Genomic DNA, 22449 nt, shown 5'->3' on the forward strand with positions numbered 1-22449 from the left:
TCGCGTGAAGGAACGGTCGGTATCGATGCGGGACGAATTTAGGCGAATCCTTACGCAAGCCAATCGGACGAACGGCGCCGCCACCCTCGACGCGATCGAAGGCGCCCTCGCAGCGCTGACGGGGGAGCGCACCGAGACCGCCGCGCAGCACCTCGCGACCCTCGCGTTCCGGTATCAGGGCGAGGACAGCTTCGATCTGGCGGCCCGTGCCTACAGGCTGGCGGCCCAGGCCTCGCGCGCGCAGACCGCGCAGTACCATCTCGCCGCCATCCGGACGGACATCGTCGACCGGTGCTGGCGGCAGGAATTCGACAGCGTCGAGGACCTCCTGGAGGCGCTGCGCCGAGCCAAGGCGGCGGTCCAGGATCGCGGGCATGACGACCCGTCGCTGGTCCAGATCGCATGGGACTACGAGCTCGCCGGTGAAGCCGAGAGCGCGGTGCGCAGCTACCTGCTGGCGCGGATCGCGCGGGACACCCTGGGTGGGCAGGCCCTCACGGTCGACGGTGACACGCTCGAGCGGAAGATCCGGAACCTGCGCAGCCTGCAGATGACCGCGCTCGCCGAGGCGGGCCGTCATGAGGAGGCGCAGGCGCTGCACGAGCGGACGCGCGCGACGCTCGGGCTCGGGCCGGTGCGGATCTACGACATCGTCTCCGCGCGTCGGGCCGCCACCGAAGGGGAGGGCACCTATCGCGAGCTCATCGGCCCGCGCCGGATCGCGGAGCCGGAGATCCGCTTCCTCGAAGGCCCGGTGGCGCTGACCTCCGCGTGCGGGACCCTAGATGCCCCGCCGCAATACGTCGCCCGGTTCAAGGACTGCCTCACCTTCCCGCGCAGCAACATCGTGCTTCAGGGCGGCCGCCTGATATATGACCTCGCGGCGCACCCCGACAGCGGCATTGCCGACATCAAGGACGGCAAGAACACCGACCAGATCATGACTGCGGTCTACGGGGGCGGCCGCGCCCTGGTGGAGGAGCCGGCTGAGGTGAGGAGCCTGGAATCCGGCTTGATGATGTTCGGGCTCCAGAGCAAGAACTACGGCCACTGGCTGCTCGAGTTCGTGCCGCGGATGATGTGGTTCAACGATCCCGTCTGCCCCGCGGGCTTCCCGATCTGCATCGACGATCACATGCCGGCGACACATCGGCAGATCGTGGAGTTGCTCGACATGCGCGGGCGAGAGATCCTCCCGCTCCCGGCGCAGGCGGTCCGCTTCCGCGAACTCGGGGTCGCCCCGGTCCCGACCTTCTTCCCGTTCGACGCCCGGCCGGACGTGCCGGTCTACGACTCGGTCTGGCCGAAGGACATCCTCGGCGCCATGCGGCGCGCCGTGCTCGACAGCCTCGCAGCGCGCGGGGTGGACCTGCGCTCCACGGGGCGGCGGATCGTCCTGTCGCGGAAGGGCTTCACGCAGCGCCAGCTCGTCAACGAGGCCGAGATCATCAACGCCCTGGAGCGCTACGGCTTCGAGGTCGTGTACCCGGAGAGGCTGTCCTTCATCGAGCAGATCGCGCTCTATCATTCGGCCGACGTGATCGTGGGCTCCGCGAGCTCCGCGATGACGAACACCATCTTCTGCAACGGCAAGGCCCGCATCGTCGCGCTGATCCACGAGAACCGGTCGTTCAATTTCCGCGGCTACACCAGCATGATCGAGTCGAGCGGCGCCCAGGTCCTCTACATCCGGGGCTCGACGGTGCCGGGTGAGAAGACGCATCCGTTCCACGCCAATTACACGGTTCCGCCCGCACAGGTGCTGCGCGGCCTCGAGCGCGTCGGCGTCGGCCCGTAGCGGTCGGAGACGGAGCGACATGCGGCCGACGGCGACCTTTCTCAACCTTGTCCGGTCTATCGACAGCGGCAACGCCTCGACCCGGCTGGAGACTCTGGCCTCCCTGCTCACCGCTGAACCTCCGTCGGGACCACGTGCGGCCGCGACCCTGCGGCACCTCGAAGCCCTGGGCTTCCGGCTCGAGGGCGGCGCCCAATTCGGGGATGCGGCGCGCGCCTACGCCCTCGCCGCCGCGATCGACCCGCACGATACTCAGCGCTGGCACCAGAACGCCGCCGTGGCACGCCTGCGCGGCTTCATTGAGCAGGAGCTCTGGCCCGACGCTGCGGCGTATATTGCGGAACTCCGAAGCCGGGACGGGGCGGGGGCTATCCCGCACGAGACCGCGCGGACGCTGCTGCAACTCGGCTGGACCCACGAGTGCCGCGGCCGAGCGGAGCCCGCCGTACAATGCTACCGCCTCGCCTACGACCTCAACGGCGGCGATACCGGCCTTGCGACCGTGGACGGGGACAGCCTCAGCCGGAAAATCAGGAACCTGCGCCTTCTTCAGATGAACGCTCTGGCAGAGGCGGGCCGGCACGAGGAGGCCGTGGTGCTGCACGAGAGCACCCGGTCGATCGTCGGTCTCGGCCCCGTCGGCATCTACGGTATCGTCTCGGCCGGGCAGGAAGCCGGGGAGGGGCACGGGCGCTATCACGAGATGCGGCCCGGCCGCAGGATCGCCGACCCCGCCGTGACCTTCCTCGGCGGCCCGATTCCGCTGACTTCCCAGCCGGGGACCCTCGACGCACCACCGCAATACGTCGCGCTGTTCAAGGACTGCCTGACCTTTCCCCGCAGCAACGTCGTGCTCCGCGGCGAGCGCCTGATCTACGACCTCGCGGCCCATCCCCTGAGCGGGGTCGCCGACATCAAGGACGGGGTCAATCCGGGTCAGATCATGACGGCCGTCTGGGGGCCCGGACGCGCCCTGGTCGAGGCGCCCGCCGCGATCAACGACATCGACGCCGGCCTGATGCTGTTCGGGCTTCAGAGCCGGCAATACGGGCACTGGCTGCTCGAATTTGTCCCCCGCATGCTGTGCTTCAACGATCCCGCCTGTCCCTCGGGATTGCCGCTCTGCGTCGATGACGGGATGCCCGAGTCGCACCATCAGATCATCGCGCTGATGGACACCCGCAACCGGCCGATCGTGACGCTGCCGCCGGTCGCGACACGCTTTCGCGAACTCGGCCTCGCGCCGGTGCCGGCCTTCTTCCCGTTCGATACCCGGCCGGGGCTTCCGATCTACGACGCGATCTGGCCGCAGGATATCCTCGCCGCCGTGCGGGACAGGATCCTCCAACGGCTCGCCGCGGATGGAGTCGATCTCCGACGGACCGGACGGCGCATCATCCTGTCCCGGCGGGGGTTCACGCAGCGCCAGCTCGTCAACGAGGCCGAGATCATCGAGACGTTGCAGCCCCACGGGTTCGAGATCGTCCAGCCCGAGCATCTTACCTTCGCCGAGCAGGTGCAGATGTACCACGGCGCCGACATCATCGTCGGATCGGCGAGTTCCGCCCTGATCAACTGCATCTTCTGCCGGCCGGGCACCCGGGTCGTGGCGCTCGCCCACGAGAGCCCGGAATTCTACTTCCGCGGCTTCACCAGCTTCGTCGAGTCCAGCGGCGCGCGCCTGCTGTTCGTGCGGGGGACCACGCTGCAGGCGGAGGGAGTCCACCCGATGCATGCGAGCTATAGGGTCACGCCGGCGACGATGCGGCGCGCTCTGGAGGCAGTCATGGCCGGCCGCTGATCCAGATCCATCGCGTCGAGCCGCCTCTTTCCCGGGCGCATGCAGCGCCAGTGGAATGCGGCCCAGGGATCCAGCACCAGACGTCGCGCAGCGTCGATCTGGATCAACCTAGGCCGCTGACGCGGCGCTTTTCGTGCTGGATCCGGATCAGGTTCCGCTGTCGCTCCACCTGTCCGGGAAAGGGTGCACGCGACGTGAGGCATGGGCGTCGATCCCACGCCGTGCACTCGGCCAAACCAAACACCTGGAAGCGGCGGAGCTGCCAGGTTTTCCATCGGCGGCGCGCGTCGCGTTACGCCAGCGCGGACTCCGTCTTCGCTGCCGCGTACACCTTGTGGATGGGCAGACCACAGAAATCGTCCTCGACACCGAGCAACCGCATCGGTTCGGACGGGGTGGCGATCTGCCCCTGCATCAGCAGGCGCAGGAATTCCTGCGGCCCCTTCGACGGGATCTCGGCCTGGAGCAGTTCCGCCCCGTACAGATCCAGGGTGTCGATGATGTACTGCTCGGCGCCGGCATGGAGCTCGGCGAGGACAGCGTGCTCGGCGGGTGTCCGGGGATCCGCCTTGAACACAGGTGCGATCCGGTCGCTCGCCGTCTCGTAGCCCACGACCTGCCCGTGGGGAGCGGTCAGGAACGCCTCGACGGCGAGGCCGTAGGCCAGGACGGGGAGCGAGGACGTTTCGGGATTCTCGGTGCCCGCGCGGAAGCAGCTGAAGGCCGCGCCGCCATCCGTCTCGACGGCCTGTGCCGTGTCGAAGGTCGTCATGTAGAAGCCGATCAGCGGCTGGCCGAGCGCCAGCTGCATCATCTTCTGGATCGTCGCCGAGTAGCCGACATCGACCACAGCGTGGAGGCCTTCGGCATCGAGCCCCTCCTGCCGGGCATAGGTGCGGAACCGCGCGTTCAGGTCCGCGCCATGGGCGGTGATCTCCGGCTGGAGGGTGGTCATGACGCGCTCGACCACCGCGGCATCGGCCGGAAGCCGCACGTCGAACCGGTCCAGTTCGTGGTGCGCCGGTGCCGTGAAGCTCGCCCGGTTCCAGAGGAGCCCCTGGAGACTGCCCACGTAGCGGCCAGCCCCGATCACCAGATCCGGGCGGAACCCCTGGCCGAGGGCCGCGCCGATCGCCACCTGCCGGGACACGTGGAAGTACCGGCCCTCGGGCAGGTGCCGCAGGCCGTAGCGCTCCCGAATCGAGCGGTAGATTTTGACCAGGAAGTCGCCCTCGCGCGCGAGGAAATACAGCCTTTCGACCCGGCCCAGGGCCTCGTGCCGGATCAGCCAGGACATGAACAGCAGCATCAGCGGCCCGAACACGACGGAGCCGGCCGCGCGGGCCGAGCCGAGCGACAGGTAGGGCGAATCGGCCCGGTCGAGGAATGGGTTCCGGCACAGCGCCAGCATGGCGTGGCCGATGACCAGATCGGACGCCCAGGTCCGCGCCAAATCGCCCTCGTCCCGGACGAAGCCGCCCTGTGCCAGGATCTTGGCCGGGTGCGCGACGTGCAGGTAGGGGATTCGTCGATCGCATGCCGCCTGGATGTCGGAATGCTCGTTGTCGCCGACATGCAGCCAGCGGGCTCGCGGCACCGCCTCGGACTCCTCGACGTGGCGCCACAGGTCGCCCCGGTCCTTGCGGGCGCCGACCGCGTTCGACACGTAGAGCGCCGCGAACAGGTCGGCGACGCCGATCACCTGGAGGATGCCGCGGATGTCGGCCTCCTCGTAGTAGGTGTCGGTCATCAGGACGATGCGCTTGCCGCCTTCATGCGCCGCCTTGAGGATTTCGATCACCTCCGGCCGCGGAAGCAGGGCGCCGAGGTCGATCCGCTTCTCAAGGGCGTGCGCCCGCGCGACGACATCCCCGGGAATCGGCCCTGAGGCGGCGAGCTCCGCGTAGATCTCCGACAGGTTGACGTCGCCCTGATGGTGCTTGCGGGCGCGGACCCGGTTCTCGGCGGCGCGGCGCTCGGTGAACAGCGGGACGGGTCGACCTTCCTCGGTCGCGAGGCGGTGTTCGACGAGCTTCAGCACCGCATCCGGGCGCCGGGCCGGACGGCTGACGAGGGTATCGAACAGGTCGAACGAGACGAGGTCGACATCCTGCAGTGCCCGCATCGCCTGATCCTGCGAACGGGCGCTGTACTGCCGCCAGTTGCGGGCGCTGCTGTCGGTGCGGGCGAGCCCTCGGTCGTAGTCCAAGCAGACCGCGCTGTAGCCCTGTGCCCGGCTCACGATGGGGATCACCCGCTCGATCGCGTGGGCGAGCGTCCCATCGGTCTGGCCGTGCTCCTCGGGGAAATCCTGGGGGGTCAATCCGGCCGTCAGGAGCGGACGCAGCGCATCGACCCGCGCCCAGAACATGCCGCCGACGGGATAGTCGAGGTATTCATCGAACCCGTCGTAGGAAAGGCCTAGGCGGGCGAGCAGGCCGTGGCCGGCGCCGATGTTCGAGAGCCAGGTGTGTGCCCAGTAGACGATGTGCGCGCTGGTCTCCGGGAAGAACAGGCCGATCTGGCGGTCCTCCTCCAACAGCGCCAAGGCGAGGGCGGCGCAGGCGGCGTTCGCGAACAGCGCCCGATAGATCTCGTCGCGCCAGCGCACCTGCTCGGCACCGCTGAACAGCGACTTCTTGGTGTGGACGTGGAGTACGTAATCGTAGCGCAGGATGTCGTGCCCGAACACGGCGACCAGCGGTCCGAAGTTGCGGCCGCGGTTCTCCGCCAGCACGACCCGGCAGCGGTGGACCAGGCCGGCGCGCGCCGCGGCCGCCTCGATCGCGCGCTTCTTCGCGGGCTCGTTGGTCGAGACCAGCAGGTCGAACTGTGGGATCGCCCGCACGAGGTGCGGGAGGAGGTCTTCGAACACGTCGACGTAGAAGGCGTGGACGACGACGACGATGCGTGCGGTCGTGCTCTCACGCAGGACGACAGGGAGCGTCTCGATCGCGCGGGCGCTGGTGTCGCGGGCGTAGGCTAGGCGAATCGGCCGCCCCTCCGCGCGACCGCTCTCCAGATAATGCAGCAGCGGGTTTGAGCCCGTCCTGGCCACGTCGGCGTTGTTGCCGAGATACCACTCTCCATCGAACAGAGGGCCGGGATTCATCCCCAGAGCTGCTCCCTCGCGGAGGTAATGTCGTGCGGCCTGGTTCGGCGCCAGGTCGGGGACGTGAGTCGTCCGGTACCATTCCGCGTCGAACAGGTCGGAGCCTTCGATCCGCGCCAGCGCCACCGGATCGGCGAAGGGACAGATCGGACGCCCCTCTGAGCGCCCATCGTTCAGGTAGTGTAGCAGGGGGTTCTGGCCTGCGGCGGCGACGTCGGCGTTGTTCTTGAGGTACCACGGCCCGTCGAACACCGGGCCCGGGCTCAGCCCACGTGCGGCGCCCTCTTGCAGATAGTGCCGCGCGGCACGGTCCAGCGCCACGTCGGGCGCTTGGGTCGCCCGGTACCATTCCGCGTCGAACAGATCCGAGGCAGCGATCCGCGCCACCAACTCAGGGTCGGCGACTGAGCAGATCGGCCGTCCTTCCGCGCGTCCGCTGTCCAGGTAGTGCAGCAGCGGGTTCAAACCCGCCGCGGCAACGTCGGCGTTGTTCGCCAGGTACCACGGCCCGTCAAACAGCGGGCTGGGGCTCAGCCCGCGCGCGGCGCCATGCTGAAGGTAATGCCGTGCGGCATGGGCTGGCGTCACGCTGGGCGCCTGGGTCGCCCGGTACCACTCCGCGTCGAACAGATCCGAGGCTGCGACCTGCGTCACTGCTTCTCGGTTTACGTAAGGGCAAATCGGCCGCCCTTCGGCGCGTCCGCTGTCGAGGTAGTGCAGCAGCGGGTTGAGACCCGCTCTGGCCACGTCGGGGTTGTTCGCCAGGTACCAGGGCCCATCAAACAGCGGGCCCGGGCTCAGCCCCCGCGCAGCGCCCTGCTGAAGGTAATGCCGTGCGGCTTGGTCCGGCACTACGTCGGGCGCCTGGGTTGCTCGGTACCACTCCGCGTCAAATAGCTCGGACCCTGCGAGCCTCTGCGCGGCCACGAAGTCGAGGTGAACGCTGAGGATGTTGCGCAGCGTCCGGCGGAGCGCGATGTGGCGAGCCATATCGGGACTTTGGATTGGAACTTCGTGGGTCAGGGAGGGACGCCATCTTAGGCGTCAGACAGCGCATTGCCACGGGTCGTACAGCAAGACCGGGGCAGCTCGCAAATCATCAGCGAAGCGCTTACGCTGCCCCACGATGCCTGTTAGACCCCGCTTCCAAACAGGCTGAACAGCTTAGCTGTCGGGTGTGCAGCGGGTATAGGGGGCGTTGGGCAGTGTCTGACGCTACCCCGGATTGCCGATGTGGACGCCCGCCGCCCGCGCCGAGCTTGCGCGCGAGACCCTGCCGTATGCAACTTGCCTGAGGGACGCTGAGTGGACCGGGCTCGCTCCGCTTCTGCCCTCGCCGGCCACGACCGGCCGTCCCTGGCGCTGGCCCATGCGCGCGGTGCTCGACGGCATCCTGTACGTGCTGCGCACCGGCTGTCCGTGGTGGCACTAGGGCGTCTCTGCAAACTCGGGGCGGGCACACGAGATCTACGGGTTCACCTTCTTCGGCGCTTGACAGATCGAGCGAGGCCACTGCCAAATACGCTTGAGGGTAGCAAAAAGCTGACGTGCTCGCACGAGTGAGGCAGTTTGCAGAGACACCCTAGCCGCTGGACTCCCCGCCCTGGAGCACGGTGCGCCCGATTAGCATAACTATCACAACGGACTCTGGCTGCTCCAAGCCACCTCTCGGCCACGGCGACGTGGACGTGGACGTCTTGCACGCATTGTCCAGCCCGCTTATGGAGAGCAACCGATCGCTGGCATAGCGCACCAAACAGAACCACTGCTTATGAACGAAAAATCTGATATTCAAGAAGATTATATTTCTGGCTGTTCATTTTGGAAGCCAGAATATACGCCGCCGAGCTCAGCTTGGATCGGCCATGCGCCGTTCGCATTCTGGTTGATTGATAAACTACGACCCGACTGCTTCGTGGAACTCGGCGTCCACTTGGGGTATTCGTACTTCGCTTTCTGCCAAGCGATTAGGCGCCTCGGCCTAACGACACGCGCCTACGCCGTCGATCACTGGCACGGTGACGACCACGCCGGGTTCTATGACGAGAGCGTTTTCGAAAGCGTCAAACAGCAGAACCGGACTTATGCCGGGTTTTCCACGCTGCTCCGCAAGAATTTCGACGGGGCGCTCTCCGACATCGAAAACGGAAGTGTCGACCTCCTGCACATCGATGGCAGGCACGCCTACGAGGACGTGAGGCATGATTTCGAGACATGGCGTCCGAAGCTGTCGCAGAGAGCCGTGGTCCTGTTCCACGACACCGCGGTCCGTGAGCAGGGCTTTGGCGTCCACCAGTTGTTTGAGGAACTGCAGCATCGGCACAGCACGTTCGAGTTCACACACAGCCACGGCTTGGGAGTCCTATTCCCGAACGACGAGATCCCGGCGGGGCTGAGAAGTCTAACCGGCATCGATAGGGCCCGAAAGGATTTCATCCGCAACGTGTACGCATGCCTCGGCAACAGAATCGAGACGGACAACGGGATCCGCAACGTCGACTCGGCCTCGGAGCGTTCAGGCGAGTCGGTCGGCGCCCCCACTGGGGAGACCCTGCGCGCGGGCTCGAGAGCAAAGCGCGAGTCGCTTAATGACGAGTGGGATCGAGGCACGCAAAATCCTAACAGGGGCGCGGCGACGGATCCGCGCTTGGTTCATGTTGGCGTTGTCCGCGGTCGCGACCTGCGCATCGCACGCTTGCAAGATGAGAACGCCCGGCTCATCCAAGAGATCGGCCGTTTCGTAGAAAGCCACCAGAGCCTGATCGCCACGATCGCGAAGCCAGCTGTGGCGGCGGCCTCTCCCCCCCCAGACGCTTACGATACGATTGTAGCCCGGCTATCGTCTGACCTCCGCGCGCGGGACGCACACATCTCGGATCTGCACAGCATCATAGACCGGATCCGGTCAATGCCGTGGTTCAGGTTTACATCCGGCGACTTGCGTGCCGCCATGCGGGCCTCCGAAGCATCGCGGCCGGATCTGTCGAGCCGTCTGCGCGATGCCGAGACCGCTTGGGTCGTAGACCGAATTGCTGCCAGCGGCCTGTTTGACCCAACTTATTACGCTGAGGTCTACCACCTAACCTTCACCGATCCCAATGAGGCGATTCTCGATTTCGATCGGGTCGGTTGGCGCGCGGGCCGCGATCCCTCGGCAACGTTTCGAACGGGTTACTACCTGTATCGCTACCCGGATGTGCGGGCAGCGGGTACCAACCCGCTAATTCATTACATTGAGCATGGACGCAACGAGGGCCGGCCGTGCCGCCCGACGGACGCCTACAACGATCGATGGCGCGCCGTATTCGCCACGGAAGAGGCATTTTGGAATTTCGACCAAAATGTCGAACTTATTAAGAACTCGCTGCTCTTCGACACAAATTTCTATGCTGCAAACAATCCGGATGTGGTGCCGACCGGAGTCGACCTAGCTTGGCACTACGCCGTCTGGGGTGGACGAGAGGGCCGCGACCCGAGTGCGTTCTTCAGCTCCGCCGCCTACCTCTTAATCAACCCCGACGTTGAGGCAAGCGGCATCAATCCTCTACTGCATTATATAAAGACTGGTCGTCATGAGGGCCGGAGCACAGTGAGTGTGTCAACGGATAATCCAAATGACAATAATTTATCGAAAACAGAATTAGACCTGCGCGAGATTTGCAGAGATATCGAAGAGACTGGCTTGTTTGACCGAAAATATTATCGAGACCAAAACCCTGATGTGGAACAATCCGGCATCGACCCGGTTAAGCACTTTGCACAGATTGGCTGGAAGGACGGACGTCAGCCGAACAGATATTTCGACATGGTCGAATACAATTGGCTGAATCCCGACGTAGCGCAGGCAAATGTTATCCCGATCGTCCATTTCGCCGCCACTGGGATCTTCGAGGACCGGCAACTACGCGGGCCGCGTAGCTCTGAGCCGATGGTAGCTGACTATGCAGAATGGTACAGGTTGTTCGACACGCTCAACGCCGACGACCTGCGCAGCATTCGTGCGCGTATTGAGAGGCTGCGTTACAGGCCTCTCATATCGATTGCGATGCCCGTCTACAACACCGCAGAGCAACACCTCCGGGAAGCCATCGCTTCGATCCAGAAGCAAGTCTATCAGAACTGGGAATTGTGTATTGTCGATGACGCATCGACCGATCTCCGTATTTGGGCGGTACTAACCGAAATTTCATTATTAGACAAGCGCATTAAAATCAGCCGCCGCCAGCAGAATGGCCATATCGTCGCCGCAACCAATGCTGCACTCGACCTTGCAACAGGTGATTTCGTGGCTTTTGTAGATCATGACGACGTGCTGCCAGCGCATGCTCTATTCGAAATTGCCAGTTGTTTGAACGATGACCCGCGGCTTGATCTCATTTACACGGACGAAGACCACATCAACGACAACGGCGAGCGGTCATTTCCTCACTTTAAAACGGACTTCAACCTACCACTGCTACTCAGCATGAATTACGTCAATCACCTATGCGTGATCAGACGAACTTTGATCGAGACTGTCGGCAGATTGAGGCCAGGATACGAGGGTAGCCAAGACTACGACCTAGTGCTCCGCGTCATGCATGCAGTCGAGCCCTCGCGAGTCCGCCACATCCCGAAGATCCTCTATCATTGGCGTATGGCAGCGGGAGCCGACACATTCTCGCAGACCTACAAGGATCGCTGCAGCGCCGCCGCGCGTCGTGCAATTGGCGACTTCCTTGAGGCACGCGGTCTCCACGGCTCGGTTGGTCCTCACCCTTTCGTGCCTGACTGGCACCGCGTGACCTTCGCGCTGCCGGAACCGCAACCGCTGGTGTCCGTGATCGTGCCGACGAAAGATAAGGCGGATCTTCTCGAAGCGTGCGTCGGATCCGTGCTAGAGCAGACCTTCTACAAAAATTTCGAACTCATCATCGTCGACCACGAGTCGGGCGAGCCCGAGACGTTCCAAGCTTTCAATAGATTGCTTGCTGACAGCCGTGTCAGGATCGTGCCTTTCAGCGGCCCCTTCAACTATTCGAAGATGAACAATTTTGCTGCCGACAGCGCCAATGGTTCGCTGCTGTTGTTCCTCAACAATGACGTCAGCGTCATCGACGGCGGCTGGATGGGCGAGATGGTCTCTCTTGCTGTGCAGCCGGATGTCGGAGCCGTAGGTGCCAAGTTGCTCTATCCCGACGGGCGTGTCCAGCATGGCGGCGTGCTCTGCGGAGTTGGCGGCGTCGCCGGCCATCTAGCTCACCTTCTCGATTCGGCGGCTCCTGGTTACATGGGGCGCGCCGTATTGACTTCGCGAGTTTCGGCTGTGACCGGGGCCTGTCTCATGCTGCGTAAGACAATATTTGAGACCGTTGGGAGATTCGACGAGGAAGATCTGAAGGTCGCCTTTAACGATGTCGATCTCTGCTTGAAGGTTGACCAGCTCGGATATAGCAATCTCTTCGCCGCCCAAGTCGTACTTTACCATCACGAGTCAGCCTCTCGCGGCAGCGATCAAACGCCGAAAAACATCGACAGGTTTCGCCGAGAAATACGGTTTATGGTTGAGAAGTGGGGCGACCGCCTCGCGTCGGACCCTTTCTACAATGCGAATTTTAATCCTCGGCGCGCTGATTTTGCCTTGGCATGGCCGCCGCGCAGGCCCGATACTTGGACCGTCTCGGATATCGTGATCTGATGGTTGACTGACAGATAGCACCCGGTTCCGCTCACCCCGAAGTAGAGGACCTAGTGGCTTGAGTTAGAAGAGGTTTGACAGTTTAGTCGGGTGGGCGGATCGTTAGGTGCTTCCTGATGGAGGTGCGCCATGTCGCGTGGTCCAAAGGCCGTCTCTCTCGATCTCAGCGAGCAGGAGCAGGGTGAGATAAAGCGCCTGCTGCGCCGACACGGGACCGGGCAGGCGCTGGTTTCGCGCCTGCGTATCATCCTGGCCTGTGCCGAACCGGGCGCGACCAACCTGGGGGTGGCTACGGCGCTTGGGGTCAGCCGTCAGACGGTTGCGCTGTGGCGGGCCCGCTTCGCCGCGCATCGGCTGGAGGGGCTGGTCGATGCACCACGCTCCGGAGCGCCCCGCAGCATCGACGATGAGGCCGTCGAGCGCCTGGTCGCCCTCACTCTGGAAGAGGCACCGGCCAACGCCACGCACTGGAGCACCCGCACGATGGCGCGCCGTACGGGCATGAGCCAGAGTGCGGTGTCACGCATCTGGCGCGCCTTCGGTCTGCGGCCGCACCAGGCCGACACCTTCAAGCTCTCCGCGGATCCCGCGTTCGTCGAAAAGGTGCGCGACGGGTCCCCATCGAACCCGTTCGATGGGAGCCCTGGTCGTTGGCCTCTACCTCGCTCCACCCGATCGCGCGCTGGTGCTGTGCGTCGACGAGAAGCCGCAGATCCAAGCGGTGCAGGGCACGGCTGCAGCCTTTCCCCTCCGGCCGGGCCGGGCCGAGCGCGTGACGCACGACTATCGCCGGCATGGCACGCTCGACCTGTTTGCCGCCCTCGACGTGAAAGCCGGAACGGTGATCGGGAGCTGCAAGCCGCGTCATCGCAGCGTCGAGTTCCGCGCCTTTCTGGAGCAGGTCGAGAGCAGCGTCGCACGCGATCTGGAGGTGCATCTCGTGCTCGACAACCTGAAGACGCGCAAGACGACCCTGGTGCATGACTGGTTGGTCCAGCACCCGCGGTTCCACCTCCACTTCACACCGACGAGCGCGTCGTGGCTCAACCTCGTGGAGTGCTGGTTCTCCGTTCTGAGCCGGCGTTGGCTGGAACGCGGCGCGTTCACCAGCACAGAGGACCTGGAGGCCGCGATCCGAGACTACATCACTGAGACCAACGCTCATCCCAAGCCATTCGTCTGGACGAAGTCAGCGGACGCGATCTTGGCCAGTGTCGCTCGCTTCTGCGCACAGACTTCTAACTCAAACCACTAGATCCCTCCACGTGTCCGTGGCAGGAGAATGCCACGATTGTTTAGTAAGGGGCGGGCCATCCCATAAGCTTGCACATTGAGAGCGCAGCCGTTCGGGCACAACCTGTTCGTGCAGCCCCGGATGATCTAGAGCCGACGCGTCACACAAGGCTCTCCGAAGACCTCAACCTGATCTAACAAAAGGCCTTTTTCATGTAAGGCCTGTATTCTTATGTAGCGCCCGAAGGTATCCTCGTTCGGGCTCCACCTAAATAATTCTCCAGTGGCGCAAACTGGCTCTGCAGCTCCATCGGATACGAATATATTGGTCCAGTTTAAACCATCCAGGGAGGTTTGGATGCTGAACGACCTAAACCCGGATGCTTCAATCATAACATTTCGACCCGTAAAAATCCGCACTTCATATATCCAGCAAGCCTCAGAGAAATCTACCTGCCACCAAGCAAAGGGTTCTTCGCCAGTCGAAATCTGATACTGCCCAGTCAGCGCACCACTAAGTGCTCCGACTGAGCGCGGCGCATCCACGTTCGTTGTCGAAATGTGACCTTGCGAGCTTTGGCTCTCTACGGCGCCCCGGCAAATATTCTCGCCAAACGGCTCATCGGGGACAGCGGACACAAGCAGGCTTTTCGGTTCGTACGAAATTTTTTGCCCGAGATTAGTGTTCTCGGATTCCAGTAAAGCAATGCACTCTGCAACCGCGTCAACGAAAGCGTCAGGATTATCCAGTAGCATAACTTCAGAGAAATTGCTCGTTGGACCGAATCTCGAGATATGTTGGGAAGCATGGAGATAAAGGTGGCTCTTGCTTCCCATGTAGTCCAATAATACTTGATTTCCGGAAGCTGTCCGATCGTGAGAGATCGTGCAAAATGACGATCGTTTGCTGAACCCAGACATATGAAAAGAGGATCCAGCGAAGCCCATATAACCTTTATATGAGTTCCAAAAAGTGATCTGCTCCGCGAAACTGAGCTGTTCGGGAGATCGTACTTCGATGCCGCGCGCGCGGAGTTTTTCCGCCAAAAATTGCTCGTTGAGAATTCCTCTTACACCTGCTGTGACAAGTTGTTTGGTGACATATACCGCACGACTGCTCGGTCTAATGTCGCCTCTATGGACACCCAGTCCAACGCATATTCTATCAATAGTCTGCAGAAATAGTTTGTTTATTGAATGGTTCTCTACCATAGACGGCTGAACCACCCTGAGGTTTTGAACCGCTACGAAGTCCGTAATCTTAATGATTTGGTCCTCAGATATTCCGATGCCACCGAGAATACTCCTGGTGTAGTCGGTTTCAAAAAGCGCGCGTGGCTCTGGCCCATGTGAGTAAACAAAAATAAAATCTTTGACATTGTGGCGGTATATCGGCCAAAGACGAGAGATCGCCCCAATTAAAAAATGCCCGAAATGCTGATGCATAGGGCCCAACCAAAAATAATTTTTCCCACGCAGAACATGTTTGAATCTGGTCGAAGAAGCGTTGACATGATACTTGTCGACTAGCGCACCTATGTTGGGCACTCCACGCAGATAGCAGCCGTCGAAAATTACCATGCCGGAAGAGTCATATAAATTAAAGCCATCTGAGAATGCGTTTTTGTAATCATTAATCCTCAAGGCGCAATGGTCAAAATTAACTTGGCCAAATGTCCTAACGCATCTCGAAAATATACTCATTTTATCTTCCTTCCTGGCAGCCCGTCATTTTAAATTGATAATATTTATGAATTGTTAAAGATCGGAAGCAAAGCGGAGAATTGCTCAGCTTAGAGTCCGGAGAGAGTCCACAGATAACCGAGGGAGGTATTCAGTCGCCGGCCTCGCGTCAAATCGCGCTGGCACAATATGGCCCGATAGTTCGAAGCGGGTGATTAGAACTTCGTTGCTTTGCCGCTGTCGTCGTCTTGTTTAATAGAGATGCAGTCTGCACGAGCAAAAATTAATCGCTGGGATAACAGGCCTGATGGAACGGGATTGTTGGCCGCCTCGCAGAGGTATGTGACGGCGGCAGGATGCACGAGTCATGACAGCCGCGCAGGGTCATAGTGTAAAGACGCATTCAGAAGGTACAAACCGAACGAAAAAGTCGCGCTGCGATGGCAGGCGCTCGATTAAACTGTTCTGTATCATCCGTGAGCGTCTGTGCACTGGGTCCCAGTACTGCTGGGTCATAAAGTTTGAGTGTAGAGTTGGCGATTCGATCTCGTGATGGAGCGAGGCATGGATCGCTTGAACGCCCCGTTGGCTGCCGACCAGCTGCATTTTGTGAGCTATCTGGAGGCTTTGTCAGGCGCCCTGGGCCATGCTGATCGGATCGCGCCGCTGAAGGCCTACTGTACGGGCCTCTTGCTGCCGGGTGTTCGTAAGAGCATCGAGCCGATAGCAGCCCGGATCGCGCCGGCGCGTGTCCAAGCCACCCATCAGGCGCTGCATCACTTCGTGGCCAAGGGCGAATGGTCGGACAGCGCTTTGCTGGCCCGGGTACGCAGCGAGGTTCTTCCCCTGATCGAAAGCCAGGGCCCGATCTAGGCCTGGATCGTCGATGATACGGGCTTTCCCTAGGTGTTTGGTTGCGGAACGTCGTTGGGATGCGGCGCGTTGGGCGAGCAAAGCCTATGCGTGGCGGTTCGACGGTGTGCGCCGCGGTGCTGCCAGGAGGAGCCGCTGATGCTCGCCATCCACCCCCAGGCGCGCACGACCCCGGCCGTGCGCGCCGAGATCGCCCGCTCACCCGAGAGCTCCGGCGTGCTGGCCAAGCGCTACGGTGTCTCCACTGAGACCATCCGCAAGTGGCGCAAACGCGGTCCCGATGCGTGTCAGGACCGCTCAGCGCGCCCCCACAAGCTCGCGTGGCGCGCCAGCGATGAGGAGCGCGCCATCGTGTGCGCGCTCCGCCGCGCCACCGGCTTTCCCCTCGACGCGCTGACCTTCGTCGTCAGCCACTTCTTGCCACACCTGAACCGGGATGCGGTCTACCGCATCCTCAAAGCCGAGGGCCTCAATCGGCTGCCGCCGGCCGAGAAGGCCCACAAGCCGCATGGCAGCTTCAAGGACTACGAGGTCGGCTTCATCCACGTCGACGTGAAGCACCTGCCCAAGTTGCAAGACCGCGACCGCGTCTCGCGCAAACGCTACCTGTACGCCGCCATCGACCGCGCCTCCCGCTATGTGCACCTGGCCGTCAAGGATGACGAGACCACCGCCTCGGCGGTGGCCTCTCTCTCGGACGCCCTCGGGGCCTTTCCGTTCAAGGTCACGCACGTGCTCACTGACCGCGGCTCCTGCTTCACGGCCGATGCGTTCGAGGCCGCCTGCAAGCGGCACGGTGTGCAGCATCGCAAGACCCGCCCCTACACGCCCGAGACCAACGGCATGGTCGAGCGCTTCAACGGCCGCGTCCAGCGGGAGGTGCTGGGGATCACGCTCTACAGCCACGCTGACCTGGAGATCGTGCTGCGCGGCTTCAACGCGGCCTACAACGGCCGCCGGCAGCGCGTACTCAGTGGGCTCTCGCCCGAGATGGTGCTGCGTCAGCGCCTCGAAGGCGATCCCGCACTCGCCAATTCCACCTACAAGCCACCCAGTCCCAGTCTCATCAAACGCGCCCTCCGCATCGTTGAAGACGCCAAGGAGGTCTCACATCCAGACAGCTAGGGTGCTGCCTCCCCGAGTGGGGTACCGCGGCAGCCGAGATGGGTTGGGTTGCTTGAGACAACCCCCGCATTGCAGCCGCCTTGCGTGCCGACGTAGAGCGGGGTGCCGCCCGAGCCGACGTGAGCGAGGAAGCCGATCGGCCGCGTGCCGGCGTCGAGATGGCGCGGGTTGTTAGTGACAAGTCCTGCGTCGAGCCCGGCCGCTGTACCGGCATAGACAGCCACGTCTCTGGGCGAGGTGCGTCGGGCCAGAGTCGAGCCCACGGGCGCGGTGGCGCACCCTTTGTACCCCGGATCGACCGTGACCTCGCCGGCATTGCAGCCGGGCTGCGTTCCAACAAAGAGCGCGACGCCCCTTGCGGCCTCCGCCTGCGCGGCTGGGGCTGCGTCTAGCCGCGTGACGGGCGCCGAAGTACCAGCGAGCGCCGCGCGCAGGGAGCGCATACCGGCCTTCACGTCCTGTAGCGTGCCAACGAAGACGTAGCAGGTGTAGGCGTGGTCGCCGGCTGAAACGGCGTTCTCACGGAACACGCAGTTCCACTTCACCGTGGCATTGCCGGCCCCTGGCAGGTTGGTGAAGCTGAAGCGACCGTAGCCCGCATTTGGCAGCGTTGGCTGCGGCAAGTCGGGGCTGTAGACGCCCATCGCCCGTGAGCCGTCGGCGTTAGAAAGGATTACCGGCTTTCCCTGCTCGCCAGGGCCCACCGAGAGCGGGGCGGCCTGACCTGTCGCCGGGTCGAAGTTCCAGAACCGCGCGAAGTCGGGCGGCATGTAGGCGGTCGCCACTTCGAAGGTTGCAGAGGCGTGAGCCTGCGCGGTGGTGAAGGTCGCGCGGTACTCGATCGCGTTGGCGATGCCCGCGGCGCCGAGCGTCACGCGCTTTGTCAGCACGTCGTCCGAACGGGGTCCTGCATAGGGGCCGGGCCCGCGTGGACAACCGCCGACCGGCCGGCCCGGCGACATGAAGTAGGCCATCTGCGAGCGAGTCAGCAGCGTCGCCGCACCGAGTTCGAGAGTGATCAGCAAGCTTGAACTGTGCGGGCCGTTGGCGTCCCCATCGCTCCCAGCCTCGGTCGGATTGAGACACTCGCCATAGCCGTCGAACGAGGCGGCCGATTGAAGTTCTCGGCCGTGGTCGTGGGCGTTGATGAACTGCGTGCCGCCCCAGGTCAGGCTATCGATAGCGCCAGCCGTGCGTGACGAGACGCTGACCGCGATGGCCGAGCCTACGAAGGGTTGGCTGATCGTCGCCCGCCCACCGGGCTCCGGCCAAGCGATCGACGGCGCGTCCTCAGCGAGTGCTCTTCCGGCGAAGACGGCCAGCAGCGCCACGGCGCAGAACGTGACGTGATGTGCGTTCGATGCGTACATCCGCCGACCTTAGAGCTATGGCTGATCGTGCCGCAACGCTAATGCCGTTCCCCTGCCTAGCGACTGAGAATGGCAACTGCGGCACTCACCGGCGGTCACTCTGAACGCTCTGGCTTCGGCCGGGGCGCCTTTCGCTGTTTGTGGTGCGGGAAAATGGTGGGCCCCGAGGTCGAAGCCTCGGGTTCTGTTGGTAGGCTTGCCCGAGCCCCGGAAGATTACGCCGCGAGGCGCCTCTCCATGCCGACGTTGTCGTTGGCATTTAGAGTTTTGGTCAGGTGCTCGGAACGAGGGTTGGCCGCGCCGAGCCGCTTCACTAGCCTCGCTGCCACCCACATCACTTTCAACCAGATCAAACGGTTTTGTTAGATACGGTAATCGGGTCGGACTGCGGCTTCAGCCGCAATGGCAATTGTTTCTCTGAGCAGAGCCGAGAAGCTCACGTTTGAGGGAGGCGCTGTGATGACCCATTGCGTCGGCATCGACGTCTCGCTGGATACGAGTTGCGTTTGCATCGTGGATGCGAGTGGACGCGTCGTTCGCGAACTGATGGCCGAGAGCGAACCCGAGGTACTGGCGACCGCGCTGCTCGACACGGGGCTGGTTTTCAGCCGTGTCGGTTTAGAAGCCGGGCCGCTGTCGCAGTGGCTGCATGCTGGACTGACACAGGCCGGCTTGCCGGCCGTACTCATCGAGACCCGTCGACTGCGTGCGGCGACAGGACGATGCCGGTCAAGACGGACCGCAATGACGCGCGTGCCATCGCGCAGATCGTGCGCACAGGCTGGTTCCAGGCTGTGCACGTCAAGTCGGTGCTCTCGCAGGAACTGCGCGGCCTGCTCGGTGCCCGCAAACTGTTGGTTGGCAAGGTCCGCGATCTCGACAACACCGTCCGTGCGCTGCTGCGGAGCTTTGGCCTGAAGGTGAGGCCGATCGGCGAGCGTGCCTTCGCCGAGCGTGCCCACGAGTTGGTCGAAGGCCGTGCAACCCTGCAGACAGCTCTCGCACCTTCGCTGGAAGCCCGCGCCGCGCTCCTCACCCAGCGTGATCGTCTACACCGGCTGATAGCGACCGCCGTGCGGTCGGATCCAATCTGCCGGCGCCTGATGACCGCGCCTGGGGTCGGCCCCGTCACGGCTTTGACCTTCTGCTCGGCTGTTGACGATCAAAGCCGCTTCACCCGCTCACGCGCTGTCGGGGCACACTTCCGTCTGACTCCCCGCTGCTATCAATCCGGCGAGACGGATCTGTCAGGCGACACGGCAAACTGAACCCCTGACGCCATGAGGACCTGACCCCCTCGATGAGCGACGAGGTCGAGATGATCAGGAACGAAGATCAGGCTCTTCAGCGGACGGACGATCCGCGGAGGGCCGAGATGAAGACGCCGGACGACGTATCGGCGATGGTGCGGCTGAAGGCGCTGGGCTGGGGTGCCAAGCGGATCGCGACCGAGCTCGGCTGTTCGAAGAACACGGTCAAGCATTGGCTCCGTCAGGGTGATTGGCGTCCCTCTAAAACGCCCTCACGATCGAAGCGGCTCGACGGCTTGACGGACTGGTTGGCCGAACGGTTCCGGCAGCATGCCGGCAACGCCGACGTCGTGCGCCAGGACCTCGCCAACGAGAAGGACATCCACGTCAGCCTGCGCACCGTGGAACGGGCTGTGGCGCCGTTGCGGCGGGACCTGGTGATCGCCGCGCGGGCGAGCGTGCGGTTCGAGACGCGGCCAGGCGAACAGATGCAGATCGACTTCGGCGAGCGGCGGATCGAGATCGGCGGTGTGCCAACCCGGGTCTCGCTGTTCGTTGCGACGCTCGGTTACTCGCGTCGACTGCACGTACGCGCCTTCGGCCACGAGCGGCAGGAGGACTGGTTCGCCGGATTGGAGAGCGCCTTCCAGGCGTTCGGCGGCGTGCCGCGTGAGGTGCTGCTCGACAATGCCCGCGCCCTGGTCCTGCACCATGACCCGGTCAGCCGCGAGGTCATCCTGCATCCGCGGTTGCACGCCTTCTCCCGGCATTGGGGCTTCCGGGTGCGGGCCTGCGCCCCGTACCGGGCGCGCACGAAGGGCAAGGACGAGCGCGGCGTCGGCTACGTCAAGAGGAATGCTGTGGCCGGCCACCGCTTCGCGAGCTTTGCCGCCCTGGAGGCGCATCTCGATGCCTGGACGCGGGATGTGGCCGACCGGCGCGCGCACGGCACGACCAGTGAGGCGCCGGGCGCGCGGTTCGCTCGGGGCGAGGCCCGGGCGCTGCAGCCCCTGGCGGGCGTGCCGCCGTTCTCCGCCGCACGCGATCTCGTGCGCCGGGTCGGGGCAGACTGCGCGGTCAGCGTCGACGGCAACGCCTATTCGGTGCCGTGGCGGCTGATCGGCGAGCGGGTTCGCGTCACCGTGAGCGGAGCGGTGGTGCGCGTCCACCACGGCGGACGCGAGGTCGCCGTGCACGCCGCGTTGAAGGGGCGCCACGGCCGTGTCGTCGACGATGCCCATCTGGCCGGGCTTGTGGGTAGCCGAGAGCGACCGGCTCACCGGCTCGACCCGTCGCCCATCATGCCGCCGGCCCTGTTGCGGCCGCTGGCCGAGTACGAGGCGGTCGCCGGGGGAGGCTTCTGATGGACCATGACCACCTCACCCTGCTGCTCGACCGCCTGAAGCTGACGGCCATGCGCGATCAGCTCGATAGCCTGATCGACGAGGCTGGCCGGGGCGAGCTGACGATCCGTGAGGCGCTGACCCTGTTCTGCGAGCGCGAGGTCGCTCGGCGTGACCAGCGCCGCATCGACATGGCCTTCGGTCTGGCTCGCTTCCCCTTCGTGCGGGACCTGACCGGCTTCGACTTCGGCGCCCAACCCTCGCTGGACAAGGCGCAGATCCGTGAACTTGCCACCGGCCGCTTCATCGCCAATGGCGAGGCGGTGCTGTTCCTCGGGCCGCCCGGCGTGGGCAAGACGCACTTGGCGGTGGCGATCGGGCGCGCGGCGATCGTGGCCGGCTATGGCGTGCTGTTCACCCCGGCCACGACGCTCGTGGCGCAGCTGGCCAAGGCGCATGCTGAGGGCCGGTTGGAGGAGCGGCTGACGCACTACGCCAAGCCGAAACTGCTGATCATCGACGAGCTCGGCTATCTGCCGTTCGAGCCGGATGCCGCGCATCTGTTCTTCCAGCTCGTCAGCCGCCGCTACGAGCAGGGCGCGATGCTCGTGACCTCGAACCGGGCCGTGGGCGAGTGGGGGAGCGTGTTCGGCGACGCGGTGGTGGCCACCGCGATCCTCGATCGGCTGCTGCACCACAGCCACGTCGTCACCATCCGCGGCGACAGCTACCGGCTTCGTGAGAAGCGTCGCAGCGGCCTCCTGCAAAAGGCGGCTGCGGTCCCCCAACCCACACCCGTCTAGGCGTGGGAAATTAGCATGGGGGTCGGATCCTCATGACGCGAAGGGGTCAGTTCCGGATGTCGCTTGATAGGATCGAACTGGGCATATCAGCAAACAAGGTGATGGCCTGGCGCGCCAAGCCTTGTACGAGGCAGCCAACGTTCTGCTGACCCGCACCCAGAGATGGTCGGCGCCCAAGGCGTGGGCCATGGCCGTGGCCAAGCGCGCCGGCATGCGTCGCGCAAGGGTGGCGGTCGCCCGCAAACTGGCCGTCGTGCTGCATCGCATGTGGCGCGACGGCACCGAATTCCGCTGGAGTCGAGGCGGAATAGCGGCCTGAGCGGCACCCCTCACACCGATCCAGCATCTGAGGTCCCGTCGTGGGGACGAGGTTGGACAAAA

The 22449-nt window shown here is 63.8% G+C and carries 10 protein-coding genes and 4 pseudogenes; 11 read left to right on the plus strand and 3 right to left on the minus strand.

Translation table 11 applies throughout. The annotated features are described in order from the left end of the window. Positions 1 to 25 precede the first annotated feature (25 nt). Positions 26 to 1798 carry a glycosyltransferase family 61 protein gene (locus MOTC310_RS22455; protein ID WP_331303350.1) on the plus strand — a complete coding sequence of 591 codons (1773 nt, stop codon included), beginning with the start codon at positions 26 to 28 and terminating at the stop codon, positions 1796 to 1798. 19 nt (positions 1799 to 1817) lie between these two features. Further along, positions 1818 to 3599 carry a glycosyltransferase family 61 protein gene (locus tag MOTC310_RS22460; RefSeq protein ID WP_331303351.1) on the plus strand — a complete coding sequence of 594 codons (1782 nt, stop codon included), beginning with the start codon at positions 1818 to 1820 and terminating at the stop codon, positions 3597 to 3599. A gap of 292 nt (positions 3600 to 3891) precedes the next feature. Here MOTC310_RS22460 and MOTC310_RS22465 read toward each other — a convergent pair whose 3' ends face one another. Then, positions 3892 to 7365 carry a rhamnan synthesis F family protein gene (locus tag MOTC310_RS22465; RefSeq protein ID WP_331303352.1) on the minus strand — a complete coding sequence of 1158 codons (3474 nt, stop codon included), beginning with the start codon at positions 7363 to 7365 and terminating at the stop codon, positions 3892 to 3894. Positions 7366 to 7942: 577 nt separating this feature from the next. On the opposite strand from MOTC310_RS22465, the pseudogene MOTC310_RS22470 reads away from it, so the two are divergent. The 3 genes and pseudogenes from MOTC310_RS22470 to MOTC310_RS22480 form a co-directional block, all read left to right on the plus strand. Next, a pseudogene (locus tag MOTC310_RS22470) lies at positions 7943 to 8140 on the plus strand (transposase); the annotation flags it as partial. A gap of 342 nt (positions 8141 to 8482) precedes the next feature. Further along, positions 8483 to 12388 (plus strand): glycosyltransferase, encoded by a 3906-nt coding sequence (locus MOTC310_RS22475; protein WP_331303353.1) that lies wholly within the window; start codon positions 8483 to 8485, stop codon positions 12386 to 12388. Positions 12389 to 12517: 129 nt separating this feature from the next. Beyond that, a pseudogene (locus MOTC310_RS22480) lies at positions 12518 to 13643 on the plus strand (IS630 family transposase). A gap of 125 nt (positions 13644 to 13768) precedes the next feature. Here the strand turns inward: MOTC310_RS22480 and MOTC310_RS22485 are convergent. Continuing rightward, positions 13769 to 15325, minus strand: a complete 1557-nt coding sequence (locus MOTC310_RS22485) for a glycosyltransferase 61 family protein (protein WP_331303354.1) — start codon at positions 15323 to 15325, stop codon at positions 13769 to 13771. Positions 15326 to 15868: 543 nt separating this feature from the next. Between MOTC310_RS22485 and MOTC310_RS22490 the strand changes: the two are divergent. Together MOTC310_RS22490 and MOTC310_RS22495 are read left to right on the plus strand one after the other, a co-directional pair. Beyond that, positions 15869 to 16174 (plus strand): annotated as a pseudogene (locus MOTC310_RS22490) (transposase); the annotation flags it as partial. Between the two features lie 141 nt (positions 16175 to 16315). Then, positions 16316 to 17302 carry an IS481 family transposase gene (locus tag MOTC310_RS22495; RefSeq protein WP_331303388.1) on the plus strand — a complete coding sequence of 329 codons (987 nt, stop codon included), beginning with the start codon at positions 16316 to 16318 and terminating at the stop codon, positions 17300 to 17302. On the opposite strand, the gene MOTC310_RS22500 is transcribed toward MOTC310_RS22495, so the two are convergent. After that, positions 17299 to 18672: a hypothetical protein gene (locus MOTC310_RS22500; RefSeq protein ID WP_331303355.1), complete on the minus strand. Its 1374-nt coding sequence runs from the start codon at positions 18670 to 18672 to the stop codon at positions 17299 to 17301. The genes MOTC310_RS22495 and MOTC310_RS22500 overlap by 4 nt on opposite strands. Before the next feature lie 722 nt (positions 18673 to 19394). Between MOTC310_RS22500 and MOTC310_RS22505 the strand changes: the two genes are divergently transcribed. From MOTC310_RS22505 to MOTC310_RS22520, 4 genes and pseudogenes are all read left to right on the plus strand, one after another. Beyond that, positions 19395 to 19940, plus strand: coding sequence for a transposase (locus tag MOTC310_RS22505; protein ID WP_331303356.1), 546 nt, complete (start codon positions 19395 to 19397; stop codon positions 19938 to 19940). Positions 19941 to 19990: 50 nt separating this feature from the next. Further along, the gene (istA, locus tag MOTC310_RS22510) at positions 19991 to 21286 is read left to right on the plus strand and encodes an IS21 family transposase (RefSeq protein WP_419539946.1); all 1296 of its coding nucleotides are present in this window, start codon (positions 19991 to 19993) and stop codon (positions 21284 to 21286) included. Further along, positions 21286 to 22068 carry an IS21-like element helper ATPase IstB gene (gene istB / locus MOTC310_RS22515; RefSeq protein WP_331303357.1) on the plus strand — a complete coding sequence of 261 codons (783 nt, stop codon included), beginning with the start codon at positions 21286 to 21288 and terminating at the stop codon, positions 22066 to 22068. Before istA ends, istB begins: the two co-directional genes overlap by 1 nt. A 70-nt stretch (positions 22069 to 22138) precedes the next feature. Next, positions 22139 to 22387, plus strand: a pseudogene (locus MOTC310_RS22520) (IS110 family transposase); the annotation flags it as partial. Between the last annotated feature and the right edge of the window lie 62 nt (positions 22388 to 22449).

Origin of the sequence: Methylobacterium oryzae, from assembly GCF_036441375.1 — a bacterium.
Lineage (GTDB): Bacteria > Pseudomonadota > Alphaproteobacteria > Rhizobiales > Beijerinckiaceae > Methylobacterium > Methylobacterium oryzae_A.

Bases quoted from the DNA above. Each gene is read 5' to 3' on its own strand.
- MOTC310_RS22455 (WP_331303350.1), top strand. From the start codon at position 26: ATGCGGGACGAATTTAGGCGAATCCTTACGCAAGCCAATCGGACGAAC.
- MOTC310_RS22460 (WP_331303351.1), top strand. From the start codon at position 1,818: ATGCGGCCGACGGCGACCTTTCTCAACCTTGTCCGGTCTATCGACAGC.
- MOTC310_RS22475 (WP_331303353.1), top strand. From the start codon at position 8,483: ATGAACGAAAAATCTGATATTCAAGAAGATTATATTTCTGGCTGTTCA.
- MOTC310_RS22485 (WP_331303354.1), bottom strand. From the start codon at position 15,325: ATGAGTATATTTTCGAGATGCGTTAGGACATTTGGCCAAGTTAATTTT.
- MOTC310_RS22495 (WP_331303388.1), top strand. From the start codon at position 16,316: ATGCTCGCCATCCACCCCCAGGCGCGCACGACCCCGGCCGTGCGCGCC.
- MOTC310_RS22500 (WP_331303355.1), bottom strand. From the start codon at position 18,672: ATGTACGCATCGAACGCACATCACGTCACGTTCTGCGCCGTGGCGCTG.
- MOTC310_RS22505 (WP_331303356.1), top strand. From the start codon at position 19,395: ATGCCGGTCAAGACGGACCGCAATGACGCGCGTGCCATCGCGCAGATC.
- istA (WP_419539946.1), top strand. From the start codon at position 19,991: ATGATCAGGAACGAAGATCAGGCTCTTCAGCGGACGGACGATCCGCGG.
- istB (WP_331303357.1), top strand. From the start codon at position 21,286: ATGGACCATGACCACCTCACCCTGCTGCTCGACCGCCTGAAGCTGACG.